This window comes from Mesorhizobium sp. ISC25, from assembly GCF_042295465.1.
Taxonomy (GTDB): Bacteria; Pseudomonadota; Alphaproteobacteria; order Rhizobiales; family Rhizobiaceae; genus Mesorhizobium.
Window position 1 is genome coordinate 1,615,683 of record NZ_CP135441.1, and the last position, 16,416, is coordinate 1,632,098.

Sequence of the window (16,416 nt, forward strand, 5' to 3'; positions counted from 1 at the left end):
GTCCGCCCGCCAGAGAACGAGATCAGCGCGGGGCCCGTGATCAGATATGGGTTCGTCACTCCGCCGCCTCCAGCACCCGAAAAGCATTGTCGGTTCCCCACTGCAGCGTCAGCGTGAAGGGCTTGTCGCGCGGGAAGGTGATCGACCGAGCGAGCCGCAATGTACGCGCGCTCGCCGTCCGCGAAGCAAGCGGCCGGCGGAAGTAGAGCGCGTTGACGCCGCCATTCTGACGCAGCCAGGCCTCGAGGTCCTCGCTGTCGATGCCGAGCTTCACCGCCTCGCGCAGGCATTGCGAATAGCGGATGGCGTTCGATCGATTCGTGCCGGAAAAGACGAAGCGGCAGACCAGCACGAAGATGTGGCTACCAGCCTCGACATAGCGGCGGTTGCCGTCATGCGGCTGCTGGCGAAACAGCGCTTCGATCTCGGCGAGATCGGCCGGGTTGCGCGTGCAGCGCTCGCAGATTTCAAGGCAAGGCGCCAGCACGGCATAAAGCCGGAACGATGCCTGCTTCTTGTGCCGCGCGACGACATCGGCGGCACTCTGCCGCGCATCCATGGCAAGCGTGGTGACCGAAGGCCTCACTTGGCAACACTCCGCACCCGATGCTCCAGCTTGGCGACAGCCATGATGGTCGGCTTCAGTTCGGCCGGGGCCTTGTCGTAGCGGCGGCCGGATTTTCCGTTGAGCCGGGGCAACAGGCCGATCGGCACCAACTCCCAATTCGACGGGTCGGTGTTCTTCTTGTCGCCAAGACATTTGAGAACATGGCCTTCCGGCACAGGCCCGTTTGCCCTCTCCCATAGCCAGCGATGCTTGTGAACGCGCCACGTCGCGGCGCCTGTCCACGGATTGGTCTGATCGGTGACGATCCAGACGTAGCCATCGTCATCGATCGATTCGTGCCCGGGCCCACGATAGTTGAGCGGCAGCTGCCCCTTCTTGAATTGCGTCTCGGCCGAGTTCGCGTTGAAGGGCATCTTTTTGCCCTTGTTGTGCGAAACGTGCCCTTTGTCGAAATGCCCGGTACGGCCGGTTTTCCAGCCCATGCGCTTGCGCAAGCTGTGCAACCTGGCGGGCGTGGCATCATCCCGGCCGAACGCCTCGCGGAATGCGGCGCACCAAGAGTTGACCTCCATCGTGCAATTATCGCGCAGCCAGGCGATCTCAGCAGCGGAGTAGCGAAGGTGTCGGCCCGAAAACCGGCCAGGCGCACGCCCCACCTTCCATCCCTTGCGCTTGCGCAGGCCGTGAAGGTTTGCAGCGGTCACATCCTGACGGTCGAACGCGGCGCAGAACGCCCGGTGATAGTCGCTGATGACCATCGTGCGATTGGCCGCCAGCCACTCCATTTCGGCGGCGGAATAGCTGATGCGGCCTCCCCTCACGAGGTTTTTCCCTCGATTTGGGGAAGATAGGGCTCCGGGTCTGAGCCATACTCGGCGACAAGCTCGGCGGCTCTGATCTGCAGGGCGGCATTGCGAATAATCTGATCGGCGACCGCGACGATCGCTTCGCCGCGCGTCGCTTCCTGCTCGATCTGCTCCTTGGTCAGGTCTTCGTCAGACAGGCGCTCCAGCTGCGCGAACAGGTGATTGTTGAGGTCGGACAGTCGGTTTTTCATCGTGCAGCCCTCGCATCGGCACGCGCGCCGTCACGCGCCATTGCCAGGGTGCGGCAAACGGCATCCTCGCGAACGGTCAGGACTGCGGCGATTGCGTTCGTGTCGAATTGGCCGCTGGACCAAAGCACGATCGCCGCCAGGGCAGCGTCGCCGGTCAGCCAGCCCCCGCCCAGCCGCATCAGCGCCTGCCGGAGCTCGACCTCGGAAAAGTCGGGTGTGGACACCGAGCGGCGCAGCATCACATGCCCTCCGCAACGGTGTTGATGTCGCCGCCGCGGGTGAACGGCTTGGCCTTCTGCAGGATCAGGTCGATTGTGCCGGCCGACAGGCCGACGCATTTCTTCACCTGGCTCATGCTCAAGCCCATTTCGAACAGCAGCCGGATGCCTTCCGCCTGCATGGGCAGCGGCAGTTTCATCAGCCGCTTCGGATCGATGCTGCCGGGCTTGCCGAAGCCGGGTTCGGGTCTCTTCATAGCGGCCATGCGTCGGGCTCCCAGCAGGGTTTGTGGTAGGATTGGATCGAGACCAGGCCGGCGACGCCGAACATGAAATCGGAGCGGTTGCGGATCAGCCGTCCGCCCTTGCCGTCGTCGACCGTATCGAGCCGCGAGCCATTGACGACGCCGTGCTGGCGCAGCTCACGGTCGAGATCGGCAGTGGTCGCAAATGGGCACTCGAAGATGACGACGAACGCCCTGGACTTCGGCCCGAAGCCGTTGACCAGCTGGACCCAGTAGACGTAGCGGGGTTTTTCTTCCTCTGGCTCTGCGGTGAAGCGCGCCAACTGGCGCTCCGCCATGTCCAGCTCGTGGATCAGATCGTCAGTCTCAGCCATCGTGACGCCCCTCTGTTTCAGTGCTCTTCCCGTGAAACATTTTTGGTGTTTCACGCTCTGGCTCGGCTGCTTGCGGCGGGTCGTAGAAGGCGCGGAACGACAGTTTCAGCCAGTCGCAGACGGCGATGACCTTGGGCGCCGAGACGCTCTGGCCGTTGCAGATGCGCGAAAGGTCGGAGGCACAGACGCCGATCTCGGCCGCGCAGACGCGCCAGCCGCGCCCGTCATCCTCCAGCCGGGCGCGCAGCAGCCGGCCCAGCGAGCGATAGTCATACGTGGCGAGCCTAGCCATGCCGGAACTCCCTTTTCAGGAAGAGCGTCGGCTCCTCGCCGATCCAGTCGCACAGCGCGAAGAACTCATAGCTGCCGGGGTTGCGGCCACGCGCCGCGCGCAGCACCGCGTCAAGCTCGATCTCGGCTTCCTTGGCGACCTGGCGCGGCTTCTTGCGGCGATGCACGCGGCGCGCCTCGAGGAACATGGCGAACACGTCGAAATCGACATGGCTGGGATCAAAGGCGTCGGCGACGATTGGCGCGTGGTTCATTCCGCCGCCTCGTCAACGTCATCCGCCGATTGCTCGGCCGCGATCAGGTCGAACAGGCCTGGCCCCTGCCCGCCGCCGGCGGCGATTTCGGCATAGGTGCAGCCGTCTGCGAAATAGTCCGGGTTGAGCTCCACCGCGATGGCCTTGCGGCCCATGCGCAGCGCGCAATAGGGCACGGTCATGATGCCGCCGAACGGGTCGAACACCGTCTCGCCAGGCATCGAATGCTGCTCGATCGCCCGCTCGACGATGTCGAACTGCAGCGGGCAGAGATGCATCTCGCGGCCCTTGCGCTGCTGCAGCATGTTCAGCGTGCGCATGCGCGCCACGTCGGTCCAGATCTCGGGATGATCGCTGTGCGGCGGCGCGATCATGAAGGTCGGCGGCAGCCTGCCTTCGGCGTCGAGCACTTCGGCGAATTCGACATGCAGGGCGTGATCGTAGACGTTCTCTTCCGCCCATTTCTTCCAGCCGCGATAGATCAGCTTGGCATCGAGCTTGACCAGGCGGCGCAGCTCGTCCGGCAGCAGCGGCCGGTCGCCGCTCGACCGGCGCACGCCATGCGCATCGATCTGCCAGCGGCCGCGCGAATAGCCGGTGCCGGGCGCGCTGCGCAGCGAACGCTCAAACGTCTGGGTGCGCACGCCCTCGCCCAGCGGCAGCGACTTGTCCGGCTGCTCGGTATGGTCGGTGAAGGACAGCGGCTTCTGCTTGACGACGGGCTGGTCGGCATAGCCGTTCGAACGGTCGGTCGGCGGCTTGCGGAAGGTCAGCGTGTATTCCGGCATGCCATTGCCCTGCCGGGTCCCGTCCTTGCATTGCTCGCTCCAGCCGAGCCGATAGGTGCCATTGTTCTCGCGCACGACATCGGTGCCGATGGTGACGCGCGACATGAAGGCGAAGCCGTGCCGGCGGAAATGCGAACAGCAGTCGTCGGAGAACGGGTTGACCGTCTGGAAGCCGAAGCCGTTGACACCGCCCGGCACGATCCGGTCCTTGACATGGATGACGGCGAGCCGCCCGGGCTTGAGCACGCGCAGCAGCTGCGGCGTCAGAAAGTCCATCTGCGCCCAGAAATGCGCATCGCTGTCGGTGTGGCCGAAATCGTTGAAGGACGGCGTGTATTCGTACTGCGTCGAGAACGGGATCGAGGTGACGATCAGGTCGACGCTGTCGTCGGCCATCGAGCGCGTCTCCTCGACGGTGTCGTTGTGCACGACCAGGTAATTCTCGCCGCGCACCTCCTGCCTGGTGACGCCCATCGAGCGCTTCAGCGCGCCGTCCATCGCCTGTTCGGCAAGCCCGTACTGGCGGATGATGGCCGACATCTTCTCGGCCTGCGCCTCGAACTCGCGCCATTTGCGTTCGAGCTCGCGCCGCGTGCCGCGCTCGGCCTCGGTGTAGATCAGGTCGGCGCGGACGCGGCGCGTCTGGCCAAATCGCTGGGTGCGAAACAGCGACTGGAAGAAGTCGTGGAACTTGAAGCCGATGCCGAGATAGATGTTCCACCAGCAATACTTCTGGAAATTGCAGCCGGAACCGCTGATCACCGGCTTGGTGGCGAGCTCGGCGAATTCGCCCCTGGAAAAGCCGACGACGCGCTTTTCCTTCAAATCGTCGTCGAGCGTGCCCCATACGGCCTTGACGGTCGGGATAGCCTTCTCGATCGCCACCCGCTCGGCCTCGAGGTCGTGCCAAATGATGCGGTGCGCCGCGGGATCTTCGGCGCGGATCTCCAGCATCTTTTCGACGCGCGCATCGAGCGAGCGCTTCTTCTCGCGGCTCGCGTCGACGACACCGTGGGCGCTATCGGCGAACATGCGCGCCTGGCCATTCCTGTCCTGCCCGGCCGCGCTGTGGTCGGACGGGATTTCGTGCCAGCGCACGTCGATCTCGGGCAGATCGTAGCCGTTGTCGGAATAGCCGAGATCGGAGGGCTTCTGCACGAACAGCGCCCAGCTCGCCACCCACAGCCAGAACTCATCCTCCTTGTGCGGATGCAGGGTCAGCCGGTCGGCTTTGGTGCTGTCGCGCTTGAAGAACCTGGTCTTGGCTTCACCGACATCCATGACGCCCAAAAAGGCGGCGTAGGCCAGAAGCTCGATATACTCGTTCGGGTCAGGGATGGCGGTGGCGACGAAGCGATAGCGCACGCCGGCATGTTTTACGCCGGTCTTGCGATCGTCGCCGGCGAAAGTCGCCATGAACTCTCTGAAAGTCTTGGTGCCGCCGAACCCGCGCAGCACGGCCGCCTCGTCGAGCGATGCGGCGGTGAACAGGCAGGGTTCCAGCTTGCCATCGCGGATCGGCTCGTAATTGGTCAGGTGGATCAGCTTCCTGCCCGGGCCCGGCCTGTTGGCCTCTTCCATCTGGTTTGGGCGGTTGACGAACTTCAGCTCGATGTCCGGATGCCGCTCCGCCTGCTCCAGGAAGAACTCATGCCTGACGCCAAGCGGCACGACCTGTAGCGCGTGGCCGCCGGCATGCATCATCGACTGGCGCAGGATCTCGAGCTGCGTCGACGTCTTGTGCAGGCCAAAGCGCAGGAACAGCGCGCGCCGGCCGCCGCGGCAGGCCCATGGCACGATCGCCTGCGTCATCGGCTTCAGCAGTGGATTGATCGTCGCCGGGTCGATATCGAAGCCGAGCGACGGCGCCAGGCGCACCTTGGCCTTGAGGAACTCGGCATAGTCGGGATGCGCCGTCATGGCCGGAACCTCGCCGGCTGCGCGTCTCTCGGCAGGTAAAGCGGATGCTTCGGGTGCCCGTCCTTGGTAAAGCCCAGCGAATAGCGAGCGCGGCTACCCATCCAGCCCAAGGCCGTCTCGTCCTGGCCGAGGAACGCACCGTGTTGGCCCCACGCGCATATGATCGTGCCGACTGGATAGTTGCTGACCAGGACATGGTCGAACGCGGCGCGGTTGCCTTCGCCGACGGCGTCATCGTCATGATTGAGTGCCAGCAGCGCGCGAGGCTCGGTGGCCCGATAGGCAAAGAGATTGAGAACCTCGAGCCGATCGTAACCCCAGGCCTGGGCAAATCCGACGCACCGCCTGATTGTCGGGTCATCCTCGTTGCCGTCGGCAGTCGACGGGTTGAGCATGACGAAGACGCAGGTCTTCGGCTCGCCAAGCTGCGCACCGGCACCATCGACGATCGGCTTGCCGCGCTCGTCTGTCCACATGTCCCACTGGGCCGGCGCAGGGTGCAGCCGCCATTCTCGCCACAGCCGATAGCGATAGGTGCCACAGGCGGAGAGTTGAGCGCCCTTGTCGATGTAGGTCGGACGATCGGCCATCACTCGCCACCCTCCGGTTCGCAGGGCGCGTGCTTGCCGCCGCCGAAGACGTATTCACGCCAGGGCGTCCAGCACCACTTGCCATTGCGGTTGCGCAGGAATCCCCATTTGCGGTTCGACTTGCCTTGCCAGACAATGGTGATGATCTTGCCCGGCCGGGTCTGCGGCGGCACACGGGCGGCGCCGACGATGAAAGCACCCATCGCCGCTTCCAAGGTCGCCATCCTGTCGTACAGGCCAAGCACCCGATGCGCGTGTTCGGCCGGACGGTATGACCAGCGCCAGGCCGGCACGATCTGCCTGCGCGTCATAAGATGGTTTCCGGCAATCTTTCTGGGAAACTCGCGCACCTTCTCCGCAAGCGCGAAATCAACCACCTCTTCGACATAGGCCGTCAGCGGGAACGTCCAGAAATCCCAGGGGTGATCGTGCGGATCGGGATCAGCATCGCCGCGGTGAAAGATGTGGATGCGCAGCCGGCCGATCCTCGCGCGGGTCAGGAACGGCGTCGCGTGCTCGCGGTGGACCCCATAGATAGTTTCAAGGCCGAAGAAGGTCATACCGGATACCCCTTCAGGGGCAGGACCAGCCATTCGACCCAGAACTGGCCAACGTCGGTCGGGCCGACGATGCCGCTGTCGTCGAGCGAGGGATCGTGGATAATGCGATCGTCACGGGCGATAACGACGTGGTTGGTGCCGTTGCGGCTTTGGCCGGAGAAGAGGTAAGGCAGCCCGTCGCTCAGCGTCGCGGCGACGGCAAGCGCGCCGTCGACATCGCCGCCGTTCAGCGCAATGCGGATCGTGTGGACGCCTCTATCCCGCAGGAAGGCGTCCATCGCGCCGCACTGCTCCTCATTGCTCAGCACCTCGTGCCTATGCGGCACATGGTCATGATCGAGGTCGAGCAGGCAGGCGACGACGGTGCGGTAGCAGTCGCCATAGACGCCATTGGCCGGATCGTGCCGGAACAGCTGCTTGACGAACCTCATGCCGCACCGCTGACTATGCTGAGGCCACCGGCGCCGCGGGCAGCCGCAGCCGCCTTGCGCAGTTCGGCAAGTGCGCTTTCCAGTTTCGCCGCGCCCCGATCGATACCGGCGAGCTCGGCCGGCGTCAGCCTGCCATCGGCGAAGGCCATGGCGGCGGACGCGATCAGCTCGCCGAACTGCACGACGACATCGGCATGCGCGGCCATCATCGTCGCATTGGCGGCACCCGGCGCATCGGCATCGGCCAGGCGCCGGCCGTTGAGTTCGGCCATGACGCTGGTGACCAGCGGCGTGCCGCATTCGGCCTCGAGCAGAAGCACCGCCGAGAGCGGCATCAGCTCGGGATCGCCGGCATTGTTGAAGCGGCCCATCTGGCTTTTCGACAGCGAGGCGATGGCAGCGGCGCGCTCGATCGTGCCGCAGCGTTCGATCAAATCGCGCTGCGCGGCTTTGAGGCGGTAAAACCACTGACTGGAAATTTCGGCCATGTCTGGCTCCGGGCACAGTTTTCCCGGCGTGGGAAATGCGGGCTGCATTTCCCATGGCGGGACGAAGGGGAAAGGGTTCAACTCGCGGGCATGAAAACCCGCGTCTACGTCACATCATCAAGGCGGCCCCCTGGAGAGCAGCCAAAGGCCTGCCCTCCAGGGTCCTTCGTCATCGTGGGCGGCGAGCTTTGCTCCTCCGCACGGCTTTCGCCGGGCGTGCCTCAACAGGTGCAGGGGGCCTCGCGAGCCGTACCTGACCGCCCTTCGCTCTGGGTTATGGGTGAGCACTGCCGCCTCCTCTCGGACCCCAGCGCAACACCCGCTTTGCCTCGTCGCGCAGAAGGCGCGCCAGCAGATCGGCGGGATATTCGCGGGAAAAGGCGGACAGCAGTTTTAAAAGCCGCAGCGTTTTTGGCGGCAGCCGGCGCACCGGCTCAGCCGGCGGCGGCAGCAAGGTCAGCGAAGGCGAGCAGCGGAGCGCGGTCATTCGGCCGCCTCGCGAGAACGAGGGTGGCCGGTCCCGGCTTGGGAGATTTCAGGACCGGCCGCGACGCCATCGACCACCGAATTGTGGCGAGCAGCATCGGAAAGCGATGCCTGGAGTTGGCGGAGCAGAATCAAAGCCGGCCCTTTGGTCGGCGGCCTCGTCTCCCAGGTGGAGACGGTCGAGCGGTCGACACCGCAATGGTCGGCGAGTTGCTGCTGCGTCCAGCCCAGTTCGCCCCGCAGGGCGACCACGTCGACAGCCGTGTCTAGTTCGAACGAATGATCCATCATGACCGATAGTGTGAGAAAGTCACATCAATCTGTCAAGTAGAAACTCACTGCAGAAATGTGAAAAAGTCACGCTATGACGGATGTAACCCGAATAGACGAGCAGGCTGCGCGCCTGCGCCAGGCCCGCGAGATGCGCGGCTTCGACAATGCGAAGGCCGCCGCCAAGCGTTTCGGCTTTAACTACAACACCTACATTCAGCACGAGAGCGGCAGGACAGGAATCACCCGCGCGGCCAAGGACTATGCCCGCGCCTTCCGGGTGAGAGAAGCTTGGCTCATTACTGGAGAAGGCTTGCCGCAGGACATCGATGGCAGCGACGAGCTGCGCGAAGTTTTCACCCGCCTAGCGGCGGCTCCACGGGAGATCCAGGCCGCCGTACTGACCTATGCCAGATTCGCGCTGGGCGAGCCGAGCGGCTCCGAAAAATCCCGCGAGACTGCAACCACACCGACGTCGTGATCGATAAGTACACGCCAGTGCCCGCCATGGATTTGCCTCATCGCCTCTGCGATCGATCGCGTCTCCCTGGCAATGCGCTCGGAGATTATCGCTGCCTTTGATTGAGGCGATGTCGCAATCGCCCGCAATTTGGCCATCGCCTGCTCGCCCGCAGCTTCCCGCGATTCGTACTGGATCACTTGTCTCTTCTCCCAAACCGAACGGCAGTGAAGTTAGGAACAATTTCCTGTAGGCTGTCAAATCAGTTTTCACGCCGTCCAGTGTGCCATTTCGGTACGCATACAACCGTTGCTGAATGATCACCAGATTATTTCAACCTGTAACGATGGCCTGTGAATAGCGGGGAAAATAGTACCAAATTTCCGTCAAATATGGAACCATTTCGAAGGCTTGACCTTTCGGCGATAAGTCGAGGCATGCCTCGACCGCCACGCCCCAGTTTTCATGTCCGCCTGCCGCCCGAACTCAAAGCCCGGCTCGAGGCGGTTCGAGGCGCGAAGAGCCTCAACCGGGAGGTGGTCGACAGGCTGGAGCGGTCGTTTGGAGAAGACCTGGCCCTCCAGTTCGGAGAGGTTATAGCCACCTACCTTGCGCCGCTGGACGATGAGGACCGGGCCAAGGTCGTCGATCTGGCGAGCGAACTGGCGGCGATGTTGGTCGCCAAGCCGCGCAAGCGGGCCCCATAAGCCTGCATGATTCTCACTCCCGCATTCTGAAAGTGTGAGTTTATCACATTTCCGCTTGACACTCTGATGTGAGTAATTCACACTTTGCGCCGTCGTCTCAACCGATGGAGCGTTTCAGGTGTCACCGCAATCCAAGGTCCTCGTCGGTCACAAAGCCGCGGCAGCCCTTCTGGGCGCCGTCGATAACAAGGATGGTTTTCGACGCAAGGCCAGAGCTTCCGATAATAACCGCGCGGTCACCATTGCTGGCGATACAAGCCATCAGGCGAAGGACCATCTGCGGATCGGTCTTGTGCACGCCGGCCCGAACGAGCGCCAACCCCTCGCTCCACGCGTCGTGATCCCGCCACACGTAAACCTGCTCCATGCCGGCGCGGCCAAGAACGGCAGGATCGTCTGCCAGTCCCTGCCCGGTCCAAGCCGCGCAGAGCGTCGCCGCCAGCATCAATCGTCGCATTCAATCCCCCCGCGCAATCTCGGCGTCATCGAAGGTGAGCGCCTGCAGCGAGCGCGAGGCTACCACGAGGACTATTCGCTGGCCAAGAACCTCGCCTCGCTCATCGCGGTCGCGGCGATCCTGTTCTGCGCCGCTGTCATTTTGGGAGCTCTCTGATGCTGCACCATCGTTCATCGCCTCAAACGCGCCCGATACTGCCCGACGACGGCGGCGATATGCATCCGCGCTGCCGCGAAATGGCAGATACGATGCGCGAGCTGTTTTCGGTCGGCGGCGGCGTGCGCTTCAACGATCTGATCCGAGCCGGCTTCACTAACGCCGAGATCGTCGAGTTCAAGGAACAGGCGACCAGGCTCGCCACCGAAGCGAGCACGCGGCAGATTTGGTCCCGGCCCGATCTGTTGGCCGACATCATCGAGAAGGCGCGCGCGCCGCTGCCGAACCGGCCGCCGCTGCCACGGGACACTAAAGAGACGCAGGCGCTGCTTGTCGCCTGGGGCACATACTGCGCCGCGCGGGCATCACTGGTGCTCGACCCATGGCCGGGCCAGCGCGAGCGCTGCCTCGCGCTGCTGGCGCTTTACCTCAATCGCCTGCCGATCTTTCCGGCCAACCGCATGACCGTCATGCGCGCCGTCGAACAGATGCTGCCGCAGGTGGCGCAATGAACCAGGAGGTGCGGCACATCTCGAAAGCAACGCGACGGGCCGAGCAGCAATCGGCCCGTCGCGTCAGCAAGATGGTTCCGATCGTCATGCTGGACGGCCAGATCGCAGACCTCGCCGATATGAAGGTCGATCAGATCGATTTTGCCCACATAGCGGCAACCCTGTCGAAGACGTCGCGGTGGACCGGCCGGCATCGCGGCGCCGCACTGTCGGTGGCACAGCATTGCGTGATGGGCGCCGACGCGCTGTTTCGCGAAAGCGGCGACGGCGTGCTGGCAGGTTATTTCCTCTTGCATGACGCCCATGAATATCTACTCGGCGATATCGGGCGGCCGGCGGTTCTGGATATCGATCTCAAGACGGCGGAATACCTGATCGAGAAGGGCGTGTCCGCCGAGATCGCGCATGGCGCAGTGGCGGAAGGGACCAATCGCTCGAAGCGCGCGCTCGACATCCCGATCACCGAAGCAGCGCAGCTTCCGCCGATTTCGCGCATGCCGCTTTACGCCCGCCAGGTCGCGGAGATGGACGAACGCATGTGCATGGCCGAGGCGCGCGCACTCTATGGCGCCAAGGGCGACTTCCCGCTCGTCCGCTGCGACCTGCCAATGCCGAAGCTGAAGAGCCCGATCGAACCATGGGGCGCGATGAAGGCCGAGATTGCCTTCCTCGACCGGCTGGAGCGTTATCTCGGCCTGATCGTGAGGGCGGCATGAGCGAGGCCGCGATCCGCCATTGGCACGAGACGGTCGAGCGCCTGCGCGGCGGCGAACCGCTGCGCCTGCTGATCGGCGAGCGGCTCTACAATTCCAGCGAGATCATGCTCGCCGCGCCGTTCGCAGCCAGCCTGCGCAACGACCTGATCGCCGACATCGAGGCGCAGATCGCCGGCCTGACGCCGAACGACCCCAACGCTCCTGCCGGCCATGCGCTGGTCACTCTCCCCGAAGAAAGGACAGCCTGACATGGCCCCAATGGCGCTCTCACTTGGCAGGTCGACAATGTTTGCGGCGGCGATGTTCGCCTCCGCGGAGGCACTTCAACCCTCGAGCCGATCGCGGTTTCGCCTGGCCAGCGATCATGCCGCAATTCCCGGCGCCGGTCCGCCAGCCCGTCATCCGGAAGAAGCGCAAGTCCGCGAAGAGAACGCCGGTCGTCTGGAAAGGCTGGAGCTCGAAGCAATACATGTCGCGCCGCAGCCGGCCGGCCGGCTGCACGTCAACGCTGAAGAAGACGGCGAAGATGCTGCGTCTCCAGGCGGGAGGCCGCTAATGGCCGGCAGCGTCAACAAGGTCATCCTGATCGGCAACCTCGGCGCGGACCCGGAAATCCGCCGCCTGAACAGCGGCGACAGCGTGGTCAATTTCCGCATCGCCACATCGGAAAGCTGGCGCGACAAGACGACGGGTGAGCGCAAGGAAAAGACCGAGTGGCACACGGTCGTCTGCTTCAACGAGAACATCTGCAAGGTCGCCGAGCAGTATCTGAAGAAGGGCATGAAGGTCTATGTCGAGGGCCAGCTCTCGACCCGCAAATGGGAAGACCAGTCAGGCGCCGCACGCTACTCGACGGAAGTCGTGCTGCAGAAATTCCGCGGCGAACTGCAGATGCTCGACAAGCTGGGCCAAAACGGGGCCGACCATCCGGCGCGCAGCCCTGACGATTACGGCACCCAGCGGAGCGGATCGACCCGCCAGGAGCGCGGCCCTGACCAGCAGTCGCCAGGCCTGCGCGAAACCCTCGACGACGAAATCCCCTTCTAGCCCGCGACTGCGGGCCGGGCATCGTTGCCCGCCCCGTCCGGAGGCCAGCGCCCGGGCGCTTCCGGATCGGACAAGCTCAAGACGGGCGCGGAACGGCCGCGAGGACAAACGAAGTGAAAAAAATCCGCGATGCACAGACCATCATCGGCATGCTGGAAGGCGGCGAAGTCGCCGCCGCCATGTCCACCGAGATCACCGAGACGCTGGCCAAGCTGAAGGAGCTTTCCGGCGACCGGCCTAAGACCAAGATCAAGGGCCACGTCTCGCTCAAGATCAACGTGGAGGTCGAGGCCGGCACGGCGACGATCACCTGCGAGATCGATTCGAAGCGGCCGAAGCCGGCACGCGGCTCGTCCTTTTACTGGGTGCTGGATGACGGCTCGCTGTCGACCGAGCATCCGCAACAGACCGACATGTTCGGCGGCCCGCGCGCGGCCGCCGATCGCCAGTAGTCCTGATTTTTTTCACCTCCAACTCTGAAGGATCCTTTTCGATGAACGCCAAAACCACGCCTGCCGCCCAGATGGCGGAACTCATTGCACCAGCCGCCGGCCTCGACATCAAGGCCCTTGCCCAGCTTGGCGCCGACGCCAGCGCCATCACTCTGTCGATGCTGGCCGCACCGGAAGGCATGGTCGGCGTGCCCGCTTCGATCCCCGTGGCCTTGGTCAACGGCCGCTCGCCCGAAGCGCGCGGCATCGCCAGCCTGTTCGAACCGTTCCGCCAGCACCCTGCCCGCAAGGCCGGCCAGGCAACCGCGCAGACGTTCGAGGCCTTCTGCGAATTGACCAATCGCCACAAGACCGGCGACAGCGTCATCTTCGCCGATGCCGACTGGCGCAATCCGTCCTTCACGGCCGTCATCGACTATCACCAGAACGCCCCGGCCGGGCTCGCTGCCTTCGGCAAGCATCGCGTCCACTACGCCTTCCCACTGTCGGAGGAATGGAAGAAGTGGATCGAGATGAACGGCGAGCCGATGAAGCAGGCCGAGTTCGCCTATTTCCTCGAGGATCGCGTCGCAGAGCTCGCCTCGCCGACCGAGCATGAGCGGGCCACTTTCGAACAGCAGTTCCAGACCAAGATCGCGACGCCGGCGCAAGTGGTCGAGCTGTCGCGCGGCCTCAAGGTCAACATCGACACCAAGGTCAAGACGGCAACGACGCTTCAGAGCGGCGAAGGCCAGATCGCCTGGGAAGAGGCGCATAACGACGCCGACGGCAAGCCGCTGAAGGTGCCCGGCCTGTTCATGCTCAATCTGGCGCCGTTCTTCATGGGCGAGAAGGTGCGCATTCCTGTGCGGCTGCGCTACCGCCCGTCGGGCGCGATGATCTTGTGGTCGTATCAGATCTATCGGCCCGACCAGGCGATCAACGAACATGTCCGCTCGACGCTTGCCGAGGTGCGCAGCAAGACCGACCTGCCGACCTATGAAGGCACGCCGGAGATGACGGCGTAAGCAAAGACCAAGAGAACCATGTCTTGGTACAGCAAAGGGAGTTAGAAACGATGTTCGATTTTATCAGTCCACATGATGGACCAGTTGTGGTCGGCCTCGAGGAGTTTGAGACGACTTACGCCAAAAATCAGCCGCAGTACCGTCCACTTCGAACCTTGCCGGGCAGAAATGGAGATAGTGCTATCAGCCGTTTCCATCTCACTGATGCACAGAGAAAGGCTATCGCCGAGGGCGCGGACATTTATCTGGAATTGCTGCACTTTCGTGGGCCTCTTGCGCCTAGCCTCATGATGGTCATGAGCGAACCCGCCGACACGGACAGTTTCCGCGCATGGTGGCGGGCACAGACCAGCGGGCCGTACCCCGTAAAAACGATTGCCAAATCGGAGAACACTACGGGTAGCCACGATGGCCGCTAACCGTACAGGCATGGCCAGCACCATCATGCTTTCGCGGGAGGCTTTGCTTCCCGCGCTCGCCCTGGTCAGCAAGGCTGTCGAGCGCCGCAGCACCATTCCGGTGCTGCAGAACGTGCTGCTCGCCGTCGACGCCAAGGCGGGCACGCTTACCATCACCGGCACCGATCTCGACCGCGAGCTGCGCACCACGGTGGCCTGCCAGGCCGGCAAGGATGAACGTTTTACGCTGCCGTCGACCCTGCTCCACGACGCCGTGCGCAAGATGCCGGAAGGCGCCGAGATCGCGCTCGCGGCCGAAAGCGACTTCGCCACGCTGTCGTCCGGCCGCACGCGCTTCCGCATCCAGGTGCTGCCGGCAATCGATTTCCCGACCATGGACGGCGGCACTGCCAGCCACAATTTCGAAATGGATGTCGCGGCGATCTCCCGCATGTTCGACACCGTGTCCTTCGCCATCTCCAGCGAGGAGACGCGCTATTATCTCAATGGCGTCTACTGGCACGCCGGCGAACACTTCCACGCCGTCGCCACCGATGGCCACCGGCTGGCCAAATTCAGCACCGCTCTACCCGAAGGTGCGGCCGGCATGCCCGGCATCATCGTGCCGCGCCAGACGGTCGACCTGATCGGCAAGATCCTCGGCGACAAGGGACAGGCGACGATCGGCCTGTCCGACACGAAGCTGCGCGTCGAATGCGATGGCGCTGTGCTGGTCTCAAAGCTAATCGACGGCAGCTTCCCGGACTATCAGCGTGTCATTCCCGCCGGCAACGCCAACCACTTCACGGTCGAGAAGGAAGCGCTCGCCAAGTCCGTCGACCGCGTGACCACGGTGTCCAGCGGGCGCGGCAGCGCGGTGAAGTTTTCCTTCGAAGCCGGCGGCAATCTTACGTTGACCACCAATAATCCAGACGCCGGCAGCGCCAATGACGAAGTGACGATCGAGCACGGCGAGGGCGACAGCGTCGAGATCGGCTTCAACGGCCGCTACTGCCTAGACCTGCTCAACGCCGCCGAAGGCAAGCGCCTGGTGTTCAGCCTCGGCGATCCAGGCTCGCCGACGCTGATCCAGCCGGAAACCGACGACGAGCTGAAGCCGCTCTTCGTCCTGATGCCAATGAGGGTTTGACCATGTCCTGCAAATGCATTGAAACTCTCGACGCTCAATTGGCCGAGCGCAACAGCCGGCTTGCGGTAGGCTTCACGTTCGGTACGGCGGAGCGCCCCGGATACGTCTTCCCTGCTATCTCCACCGAAAAGATCGACAGGCGCAACCGAGACAAGGTCGGGGCCATCCCGACGTTCTGTCCGTTCTGCGGTGTCAAATACCGGGAAGAAGCTACCGCCGCCCCAGAGGCAGTTCCTGCTGTGGCGGTGAAGGGGCTGGAGTGGAAGGAAAGTCCTTACAGAAATACATCATTCGTCGCGCCGACCGGGTTTGGCGAGAACTATGTAGCCTATCAGACAGATGAAGTCTGGCGATGCGTTGGAAGTGATCACGCCACCCTACAGGCCGCCCAAGCAGCCGCTCAAGCTGATTACGAAGCTCGCATCCGAAGCGCCCTCGCCCCTGCCACCCGGGCAGTGCCGGATACGCTGGAGGCGCTGCGTAATCTCGAAACGAAGGCCATAGCGCAAAAATCCTACTTCAACGATAAGCAACACAAATTCCCAAGCTTGGAGGATTTTACCGACACGGACGGCAATCTTTCGCTGCCTCATGACATTTCACCACTTTTGCGACAAGCGGAAGCAAACGGTCGATATAGCGAGGCAGACTGGTGGCTTTCTACCATCCGCTCCGCACTCGACGCCGCCCTCTCAGGAGGTGTGCCGTGAAACTCTCCGGTCTCAGCACGGACGCCAAGTTCTTCGGATCATCAATGTTCTCGTTGATGCCGTCCGGCGAAGGCAAGCTCACCTTCAGAATGGTCGAGAGCAAG

At 63.5% G+C, this 16,416-nt stretch carries 27 protein-coding genes; 12 read left to right on the plus strand and 15 right to left on the minus strand.

The genetic code is table 11. The features are described 5' to 3' along the window. Positions 1-55 precede the first annotated feature (55 nt). The 15 genes from RQ479_RS08180 to RQ479_RS08250 all read right to left on the minus strand — a co-directional run bounded on the left by RQ479_RS08180 (position 56) and on the right by RQ479_RS08250 (position 8,561). Positions 56-586: a hypothetical protein gene (locus tag RQ479_RS08180; protein ID WP_376704704.1), complete on the minus strand. Its 531-nt coding sequence runs from the start codon at positions 584-586 to the stop codon at positions 56-58. Beyond that, complete coding sequence (locus RQ479_RS08185) at positions 583-1,389, minus strand: HNH endonuclease (RefSeq protein ID WP_376704705.1); 807 nt, start codon at positions 1,387-1,389, stop codon at positions 583-585. Before RQ479_RS08185 ends, RQ479_RS08180 begins: the two co-directional genes overlap by 4 nt. Next, positions 1,386-1,625 carry a hypothetical protein gene (locus RQ479_RS08190; protein ID WP_376704706.1) on the minus strand — a complete coding sequence of 80 codons (240 nt, stop codon included), beginning with the start codon at positions 1,623-1,625 and terminating at the stop codon, positions 1,386-1,388. The genes RQ479_RS08185 and RQ479_RS08190 overlap by 4 nt, the downstream gene beginning before the upstream one ends. Beyond that, positions 1,622-1,864 carry a hypothetical protein gene (locus RQ479_RS08195; RefSeq protein WP_376704707.1) on the minus strand — a complete coding sequence of 81 codons (243 nt, stop codon included), beginning with the start codon at positions 1,862-1,864 and terminating at the stop codon, positions 1,622-1,624. Before RQ479_RS08195 ends, RQ479_RS08190 begins: the two co-directional genes overlap by 4 nt. Next, positions 1,864-2,109: a hypothetical protein gene (locus tag RQ479_RS08200; protein WP_376704708.1), complete on the minus strand. Its 246-nt coding sequence runs from the start codon at positions 2,107-2,109 to the stop codon at positions 1,864-1,866. Before RQ479_RS08200 ends, RQ479_RS08195 begins: the two co-directional genes overlap by 1 nt. Further along, positions 2,097-2,462 carry a hypothetical protein gene (locus RQ479_RS08205; protein ID WP_376704709.1) on the minus strand — a complete coding sequence of 122 codons (366 nt, stop codon included), beginning with the start codon at positions 2,460-2,462 and terminating at the stop codon, positions 2,097-2,099. The genes RQ479_RS08200 and RQ479_RS08205 overlap by 13 nt, the downstream gene beginning before the upstream one ends. Next, on the minus strand, positions 2,455-2,754 hold the full coding sequence (locus RQ479_RS08210; RefSeq protein WP_376704710.1) for a hypothetical protein: 300 nt from the start codon (positions 2,752-2,754) through the stop codon (positions 2,455-2,457). The genes RQ479_RS08205 and RQ479_RS08210 overlap by 8 nt, the downstream gene beginning before the upstream one ends. Continuing rightward, complete coding sequence (locus RQ479_RS08215; protein WP_376704711.1) at positions 2,747-3,007, minus strand: hypothetical protein; 261 nt, start codon at positions 3,005-3,007, stop codon at positions 2,747-2,749. Before RQ479_RS08215 ends, RQ479_RS08210 begins: the two co-directional genes overlap by 8 nt. Beyond that, positions 3,004-5,715, minus strand: a complete 2,712-nt coding sequence (locus tag RQ479_RS08220; RefSeq protein ID WP_376704712.1) for a DNA methyltransferase — start codon at positions 5,713-5,715, stop codon at positions 3,004-3,006. The genes RQ479_RS08215 and RQ479_RS08220 overlap by 4 nt, the downstream gene beginning before the upstream one ends. Next, positions 5,712-6,305, minus strand: coding sequence for a DUF1643 domain-containing protein (locus RQ479_RS08225; RefSeq protein WP_376704713.1), 594 nt, complete (start codon positions 6,303-6,305; stop codon positions 5,712-5,714). The genes RQ479_RS08220 and RQ479_RS08225 overlap by 4 nt, the downstream gene beginning before the upstream one ends. After that, on the minus strand, positions 6,305-6,865 hold the full coding sequence (locus RQ479_RS08230; RefSeq protein WP_376704714.1) for a hypothetical protein: 561 nt from the start codon (positions 6,863-6,865) through the stop codon (positions 6,305-6,307). Before RQ479_RS08230 ends, RQ479_RS08225 begins: the two co-directional genes overlap by 1 nt. Beyond that, positions 6,862-7,296, minus strand: a complete 435-nt coding sequence (locus RQ479_RS08235) for a hypothetical protein (RefSeq protein WP_376704715.1) — start codon at positions 7,294-7,296, stop codon at positions 6,862-6,864. The genes RQ479_RS08230 and RQ479_RS08235 overlap by 4 nt, the downstream gene beginning before the upstream one ends. After that, a complete protein-coding gene (locus RQ479_RS08240; protein ID WP_376704716.1) occupies positions 7,293-7,784 on the minus strand; it encodes a hypothetical protein in 492 nt (163 codons plus the stop codon). Before RQ479_RS08240 ends, RQ479_RS08235 begins: the two co-directional genes overlap by 4 nt. 274 nt (positions 7,785-8,058) lie before the next feature. Beyond that, a complete protein-coding gene (locus tag RQ479_RS08245) occupies positions 8,059-8,271 on the minus strand; it encodes a hypothetical protein (RefSeq protein ID WP_376704717.1) in 213 nt (70 codons plus the stop codon). After that, positions 8,268-8,561 (minus strand): helix-turn-helix domain-containing protein, encoded by a 294-nt coding sequence (locus RQ479_RS08250; RefSeq protein ID WP_376704718.1) that lies wholly within the window; start codon positions 8,559-8,561, stop codon positions 8,268-8,270. The genes RQ479_RS08245 and RQ479_RS08250 overlap by 4 nt, the downstream gene beginning before the upstream one ends. 73 nt (positions 8,562-8,634) lie before the next feature. On the opposite strand from RQ479_RS08250, the gene RQ479_RS08255 reads away from it, so the two are divergent. From RQ479_RS08255 to RQ479_RS08310, 12 genes are all read left to right on the plus strand, one after another. Continuing rightward, positions 8,635-9,021 carry a helix-turn-helix transcriptional regulator gene (locus RQ479_RS08255; RefSeq protein WP_376704719.1) on the plus strand — a complete coding sequence of 129 codons (387 nt, stop codon included), beginning with the start codon at positions 8,635-8,637 and terminating at the stop codon, positions 9,019-9,021. A 416-nt stretch (positions 9,022-9,437) separates the two neighbouring features. Then, positions 9,438-9,707: a hypothetical protein gene (locus RQ479_RS08260; RefSeq protein ID WP_376704720.1), complete on the plus strand. Its 270-nt coding sequence runs from the start codon at positions 9,438-9,440 to the stop codon at positions 9,705-9,707. A gap of 118 nt (positions 9,708-9,825) precedes the next feature. Further along, on the plus strand, positions 9,826-10,320 hold the full coding sequence (locus tag RQ479_RS08265) for a hypothetical protein (protein ID WP_376704721.1): 495 nt from the start codon (positions 9,826-9,828) through the stop codon (positions 10,318-10,320). Next, positions 10,320-10,832: a hypothetical protein gene (locus RQ479_RS08270; protein ID WP_376704722.1), complete on the plus strand. Its 513-nt coding sequence runs from the start codon at positions 10,320-10,322 to the stop codon at positions 10,830-10,832. Before RQ479_RS08265 ends, RQ479_RS08270 begins: the two co-directional genes overlap by 1 nt. After that, the gene (locus RQ479_RS08275) at positions 10,829-11,548 is read left to right on the plus strand and encodes a hypothetical protein (RefSeq protein ID WP_376704723.1); all 720 of its coding nucleotides are present in this window, start codon (positions 10,829-10,831) and stop codon (positions 11,546-11,548) included. Before RQ479_RS08270 ends, RQ479_RS08275 begins: the two co-directional genes overlap by 4 nt. Then, a complete protein-coding gene (locus tag RQ479_RS08280) occupies positions 11,545-11,796 on the plus strand; it encodes a hypothetical protein (protein WP_376704724.1) in 252 nt (83 codons plus the stop codon). Before RQ479_RS08275 ends, RQ479_RS08280 begins: the two co-directional genes overlap by 4 nt. Positions 11,797-12,103: 307 nt before the next feature. After that, entirely contained in the window at positions 12,104-12,595 is a 492-nt protein-coding gene (ssb, locus tag RQ479_RS08285) for a single-stranded DNA-binding protein (protein ID WP_376705889.1), read from the plus strand. A gap of 113 nt (positions 12,596-12,708) precedes the next feature. After that, positions 12,709-13,047: a hypothetical protein gene (locus tag RQ479_RS08290; RefSeq protein ID WP_287149590.1), complete on the plus strand. Its 339-nt coding sequence runs from the start codon at positions 12,709-12,711 to the stop codon at positions 13,045-13,047. A gap of 41 nt (positions 13,048-13,088) precedes the next feature. Beyond that, on the plus strand, positions 13,089-14,054 hold the full coding sequence (locus RQ479_RS08295; protein WP_376704725.1) for a DUF2303 family protein: 966 nt from the start codon (positions 13,089-13,091) through the stop codon (positions 14,052-14,054). A gap of 50 nt (positions 14,055-14,104) precedes the next feature. Continuing rightward, complete coding sequence (locus tag RQ479_RS08300; protein WP_376704726.1) at positions 14,105-14,473, plus strand: hypothetical protein; 369 nt, start codon at positions 14,105-14,107, stop codon at positions 14,471-14,473. Next, the gene (gene dnaN, locus RQ479_RS08305) at positions 14,463-15,602 is read left to right on the plus strand and encodes a DNA polymerase III subunit beta (RefSeq protein ID WP_376704727.1); all 1,140 of its coding nucleotides are present in this window, start codon (positions 14,463-14,465) and stop codon (positions 15,600-15,602) included. Before RQ479_RS08300 ends, dnaN begins: the two co-directional genes overlap by 11 nt. Before the next feature lie 38 nt (positions 15,603-15,640). Continuing rightward, a complete protein-coding gene (locus tag RQ479_RS08310; protein ID WP_376704728.1) occupies positions 15,641-16,312 on the plus strand; it encodes a hypothetical protein in 672 nt (223 codons plus the stop codon). Positions 16,313-16,416 lie beyond the last annotated feature (104 nt).

Excerpts from the sequence above, each read along its gene's own strand:
- RQ479_RS08215 (WP_376704711.1), bottom strand. The coding sequence starts at position 3,007 with ATGAACCACGCGCCAATCGTCGCCGACGCCTTTGATCCCAGCCATGTC.
- RQ479_RS08300 (WP_376704726.1), top strand. The coding sequence starts at position 14,105 with ATGTTCGATTTTATCAGTCCACATGATGGACCAGTTGTGGTCGGCCTC.
- ssb (WP_376705889.1), top strand. The coding sequence starts at position 12,104 with ATGGCCGGCAGCGTCAACAAGGTCATCCTGATCGGCAACCTCGGCGCG.
- RQ479_RS08260 (WP_376704720.1), top strand. The coding sequence starts at position 9,438 with ATGCCTCGACCGCCACGCCCCAGTTTTCATGTCCGCCTGCCGCCCGAA.
- RQ479_RS08275 (WP_376704723.1), top strand. The coding sequence starts at position 10,829 with ATGAACCAGGAGGTGCGGCACATCTCGAAAGCAACGCGACGGGCCGAG.
- dnaN (WP_376704727.1), top strand. The coding sequence starts at position 14,463 with ATGGCCGCTAACCGTACAGGCATGGCCAGCACCATCATGCTTTCGCGG.
- RQ479_RS08235 (WP_376704715.1), bottom strand. The coding sequence starts at position 7,296 with ATGAGGTTCGTCAAGCAGCTGTTCCGGCACGATCCGGCCAATGGCGTC.
- RQ479_RS08280 (WP_376704724.1), top strand. The coding sequence starts at position 11,545 with ATGAGCGAGGCCGCGATCCGCCATTGGCACGAGACGGTCGAGCGCCTG.
- RQ479_RS08250 (WP_376704718.1), bottom strand. The coding sequence starts at position 8,561 with ATGATGGATCATTCGTTCGAACTAGACACGGCTGTCGACGTGGTCGCC.
- RQ479_RS08230 (WP_376704714.1), bottom strand. The coding sequence starts at position 6,865 with ATGACCTTCTTCGGCCTTGAAACTATCTATGGGGTCCACCGCGAGCAC.
- RQ479_RS08255 (WP_376704719.1), top strand. The coding sequence starts at position 8,635 with ATGACGGATGTAACCCGAATAGACGAGCAGGCTGCGCGCCTGCGCCAG.
- RQ479_RS08240 (WP_376704716.1), bottom strand. The coding sequence starts at position 7,784 with ATGGCCGAAATTTCCAGTCAGTGGTTTTACCGCCTCAAAGCCGCGCAG.
- RQ479_RS08195 (WP_376704707.1), bottom strand. The coding sequence starts at position 1,864 with ATGCTGCGCCGCTCGGTGTCCACACCCGACTTTTCCGAGGTCGAGCTC.
- RQ479_RS08205 (WP_376704709.1), bottom strand. The coding sequence starts at position 2,462 with ATGGCTGAGACTGACGATCTGATCCACGAGCTGGACATGGCGGAGCGC.
- RQ479_RS08295 (WP_376704725.1), top strand. The coding sequence starts at position 13,089 with ATGAACGCCAAAACCACGCCTGCCGCCCAGATGGCGGAACTCATTGCA.
- RQ479_RS08200 (WP_376704708.1), bottom strand. The coding sequence starts at position 2,109 with ATGGCCGCTATGAAGAGACCCGAACCCGGCTTCGGCAAGCCCGGCAGC.
- RQ479_RS08220 (WP_376704712.1), bottom strand. The coding sequence starts at position 5,715 with ATGACGGCGCATCCCGACTATGCCGAGTTCCTCAAGGCCAAGGTGCGC.
- RQ479_RS08270 (WP_376704722.1), top strand. The coding sequence starts at position 10,320 with ATGCTGCACCATCGTTCATCGCCTCAAACGCGCCCGATACTGCCCGAC.
- RQ479_RS08190 (WP_376704706.1), bottom strand. The coding sequence starts at position 1,625 with ATGAAAAACCGACTGTCCGACCTCAACAATCACCTGTTCGCGCAGCTG.
- RQ479_RS08225 (WP_376704713.1), bottom strand. The coding sequence starts at position 6,305 with ATGGCCGATCGTCCGACCTACATCGACAAGGGCGCTCAACTCTCCGCC.
- RQ479_RS08210 (WP_376704710.1), bottom strand. The coding sequence starts at position 2,754 with ATGGCTAGGCTCGCCACGTATGACTATCGCTCGCTGGGCCGGCTGCTG.
- RQ479_RS08245 (WP_376704717.1), bottom strand. The coding sequence starts at position 8,271 with ATGACCGCGCTCCGCTGCTCGCCTTCGCTGACCTTGCTGCCGCCGCCG.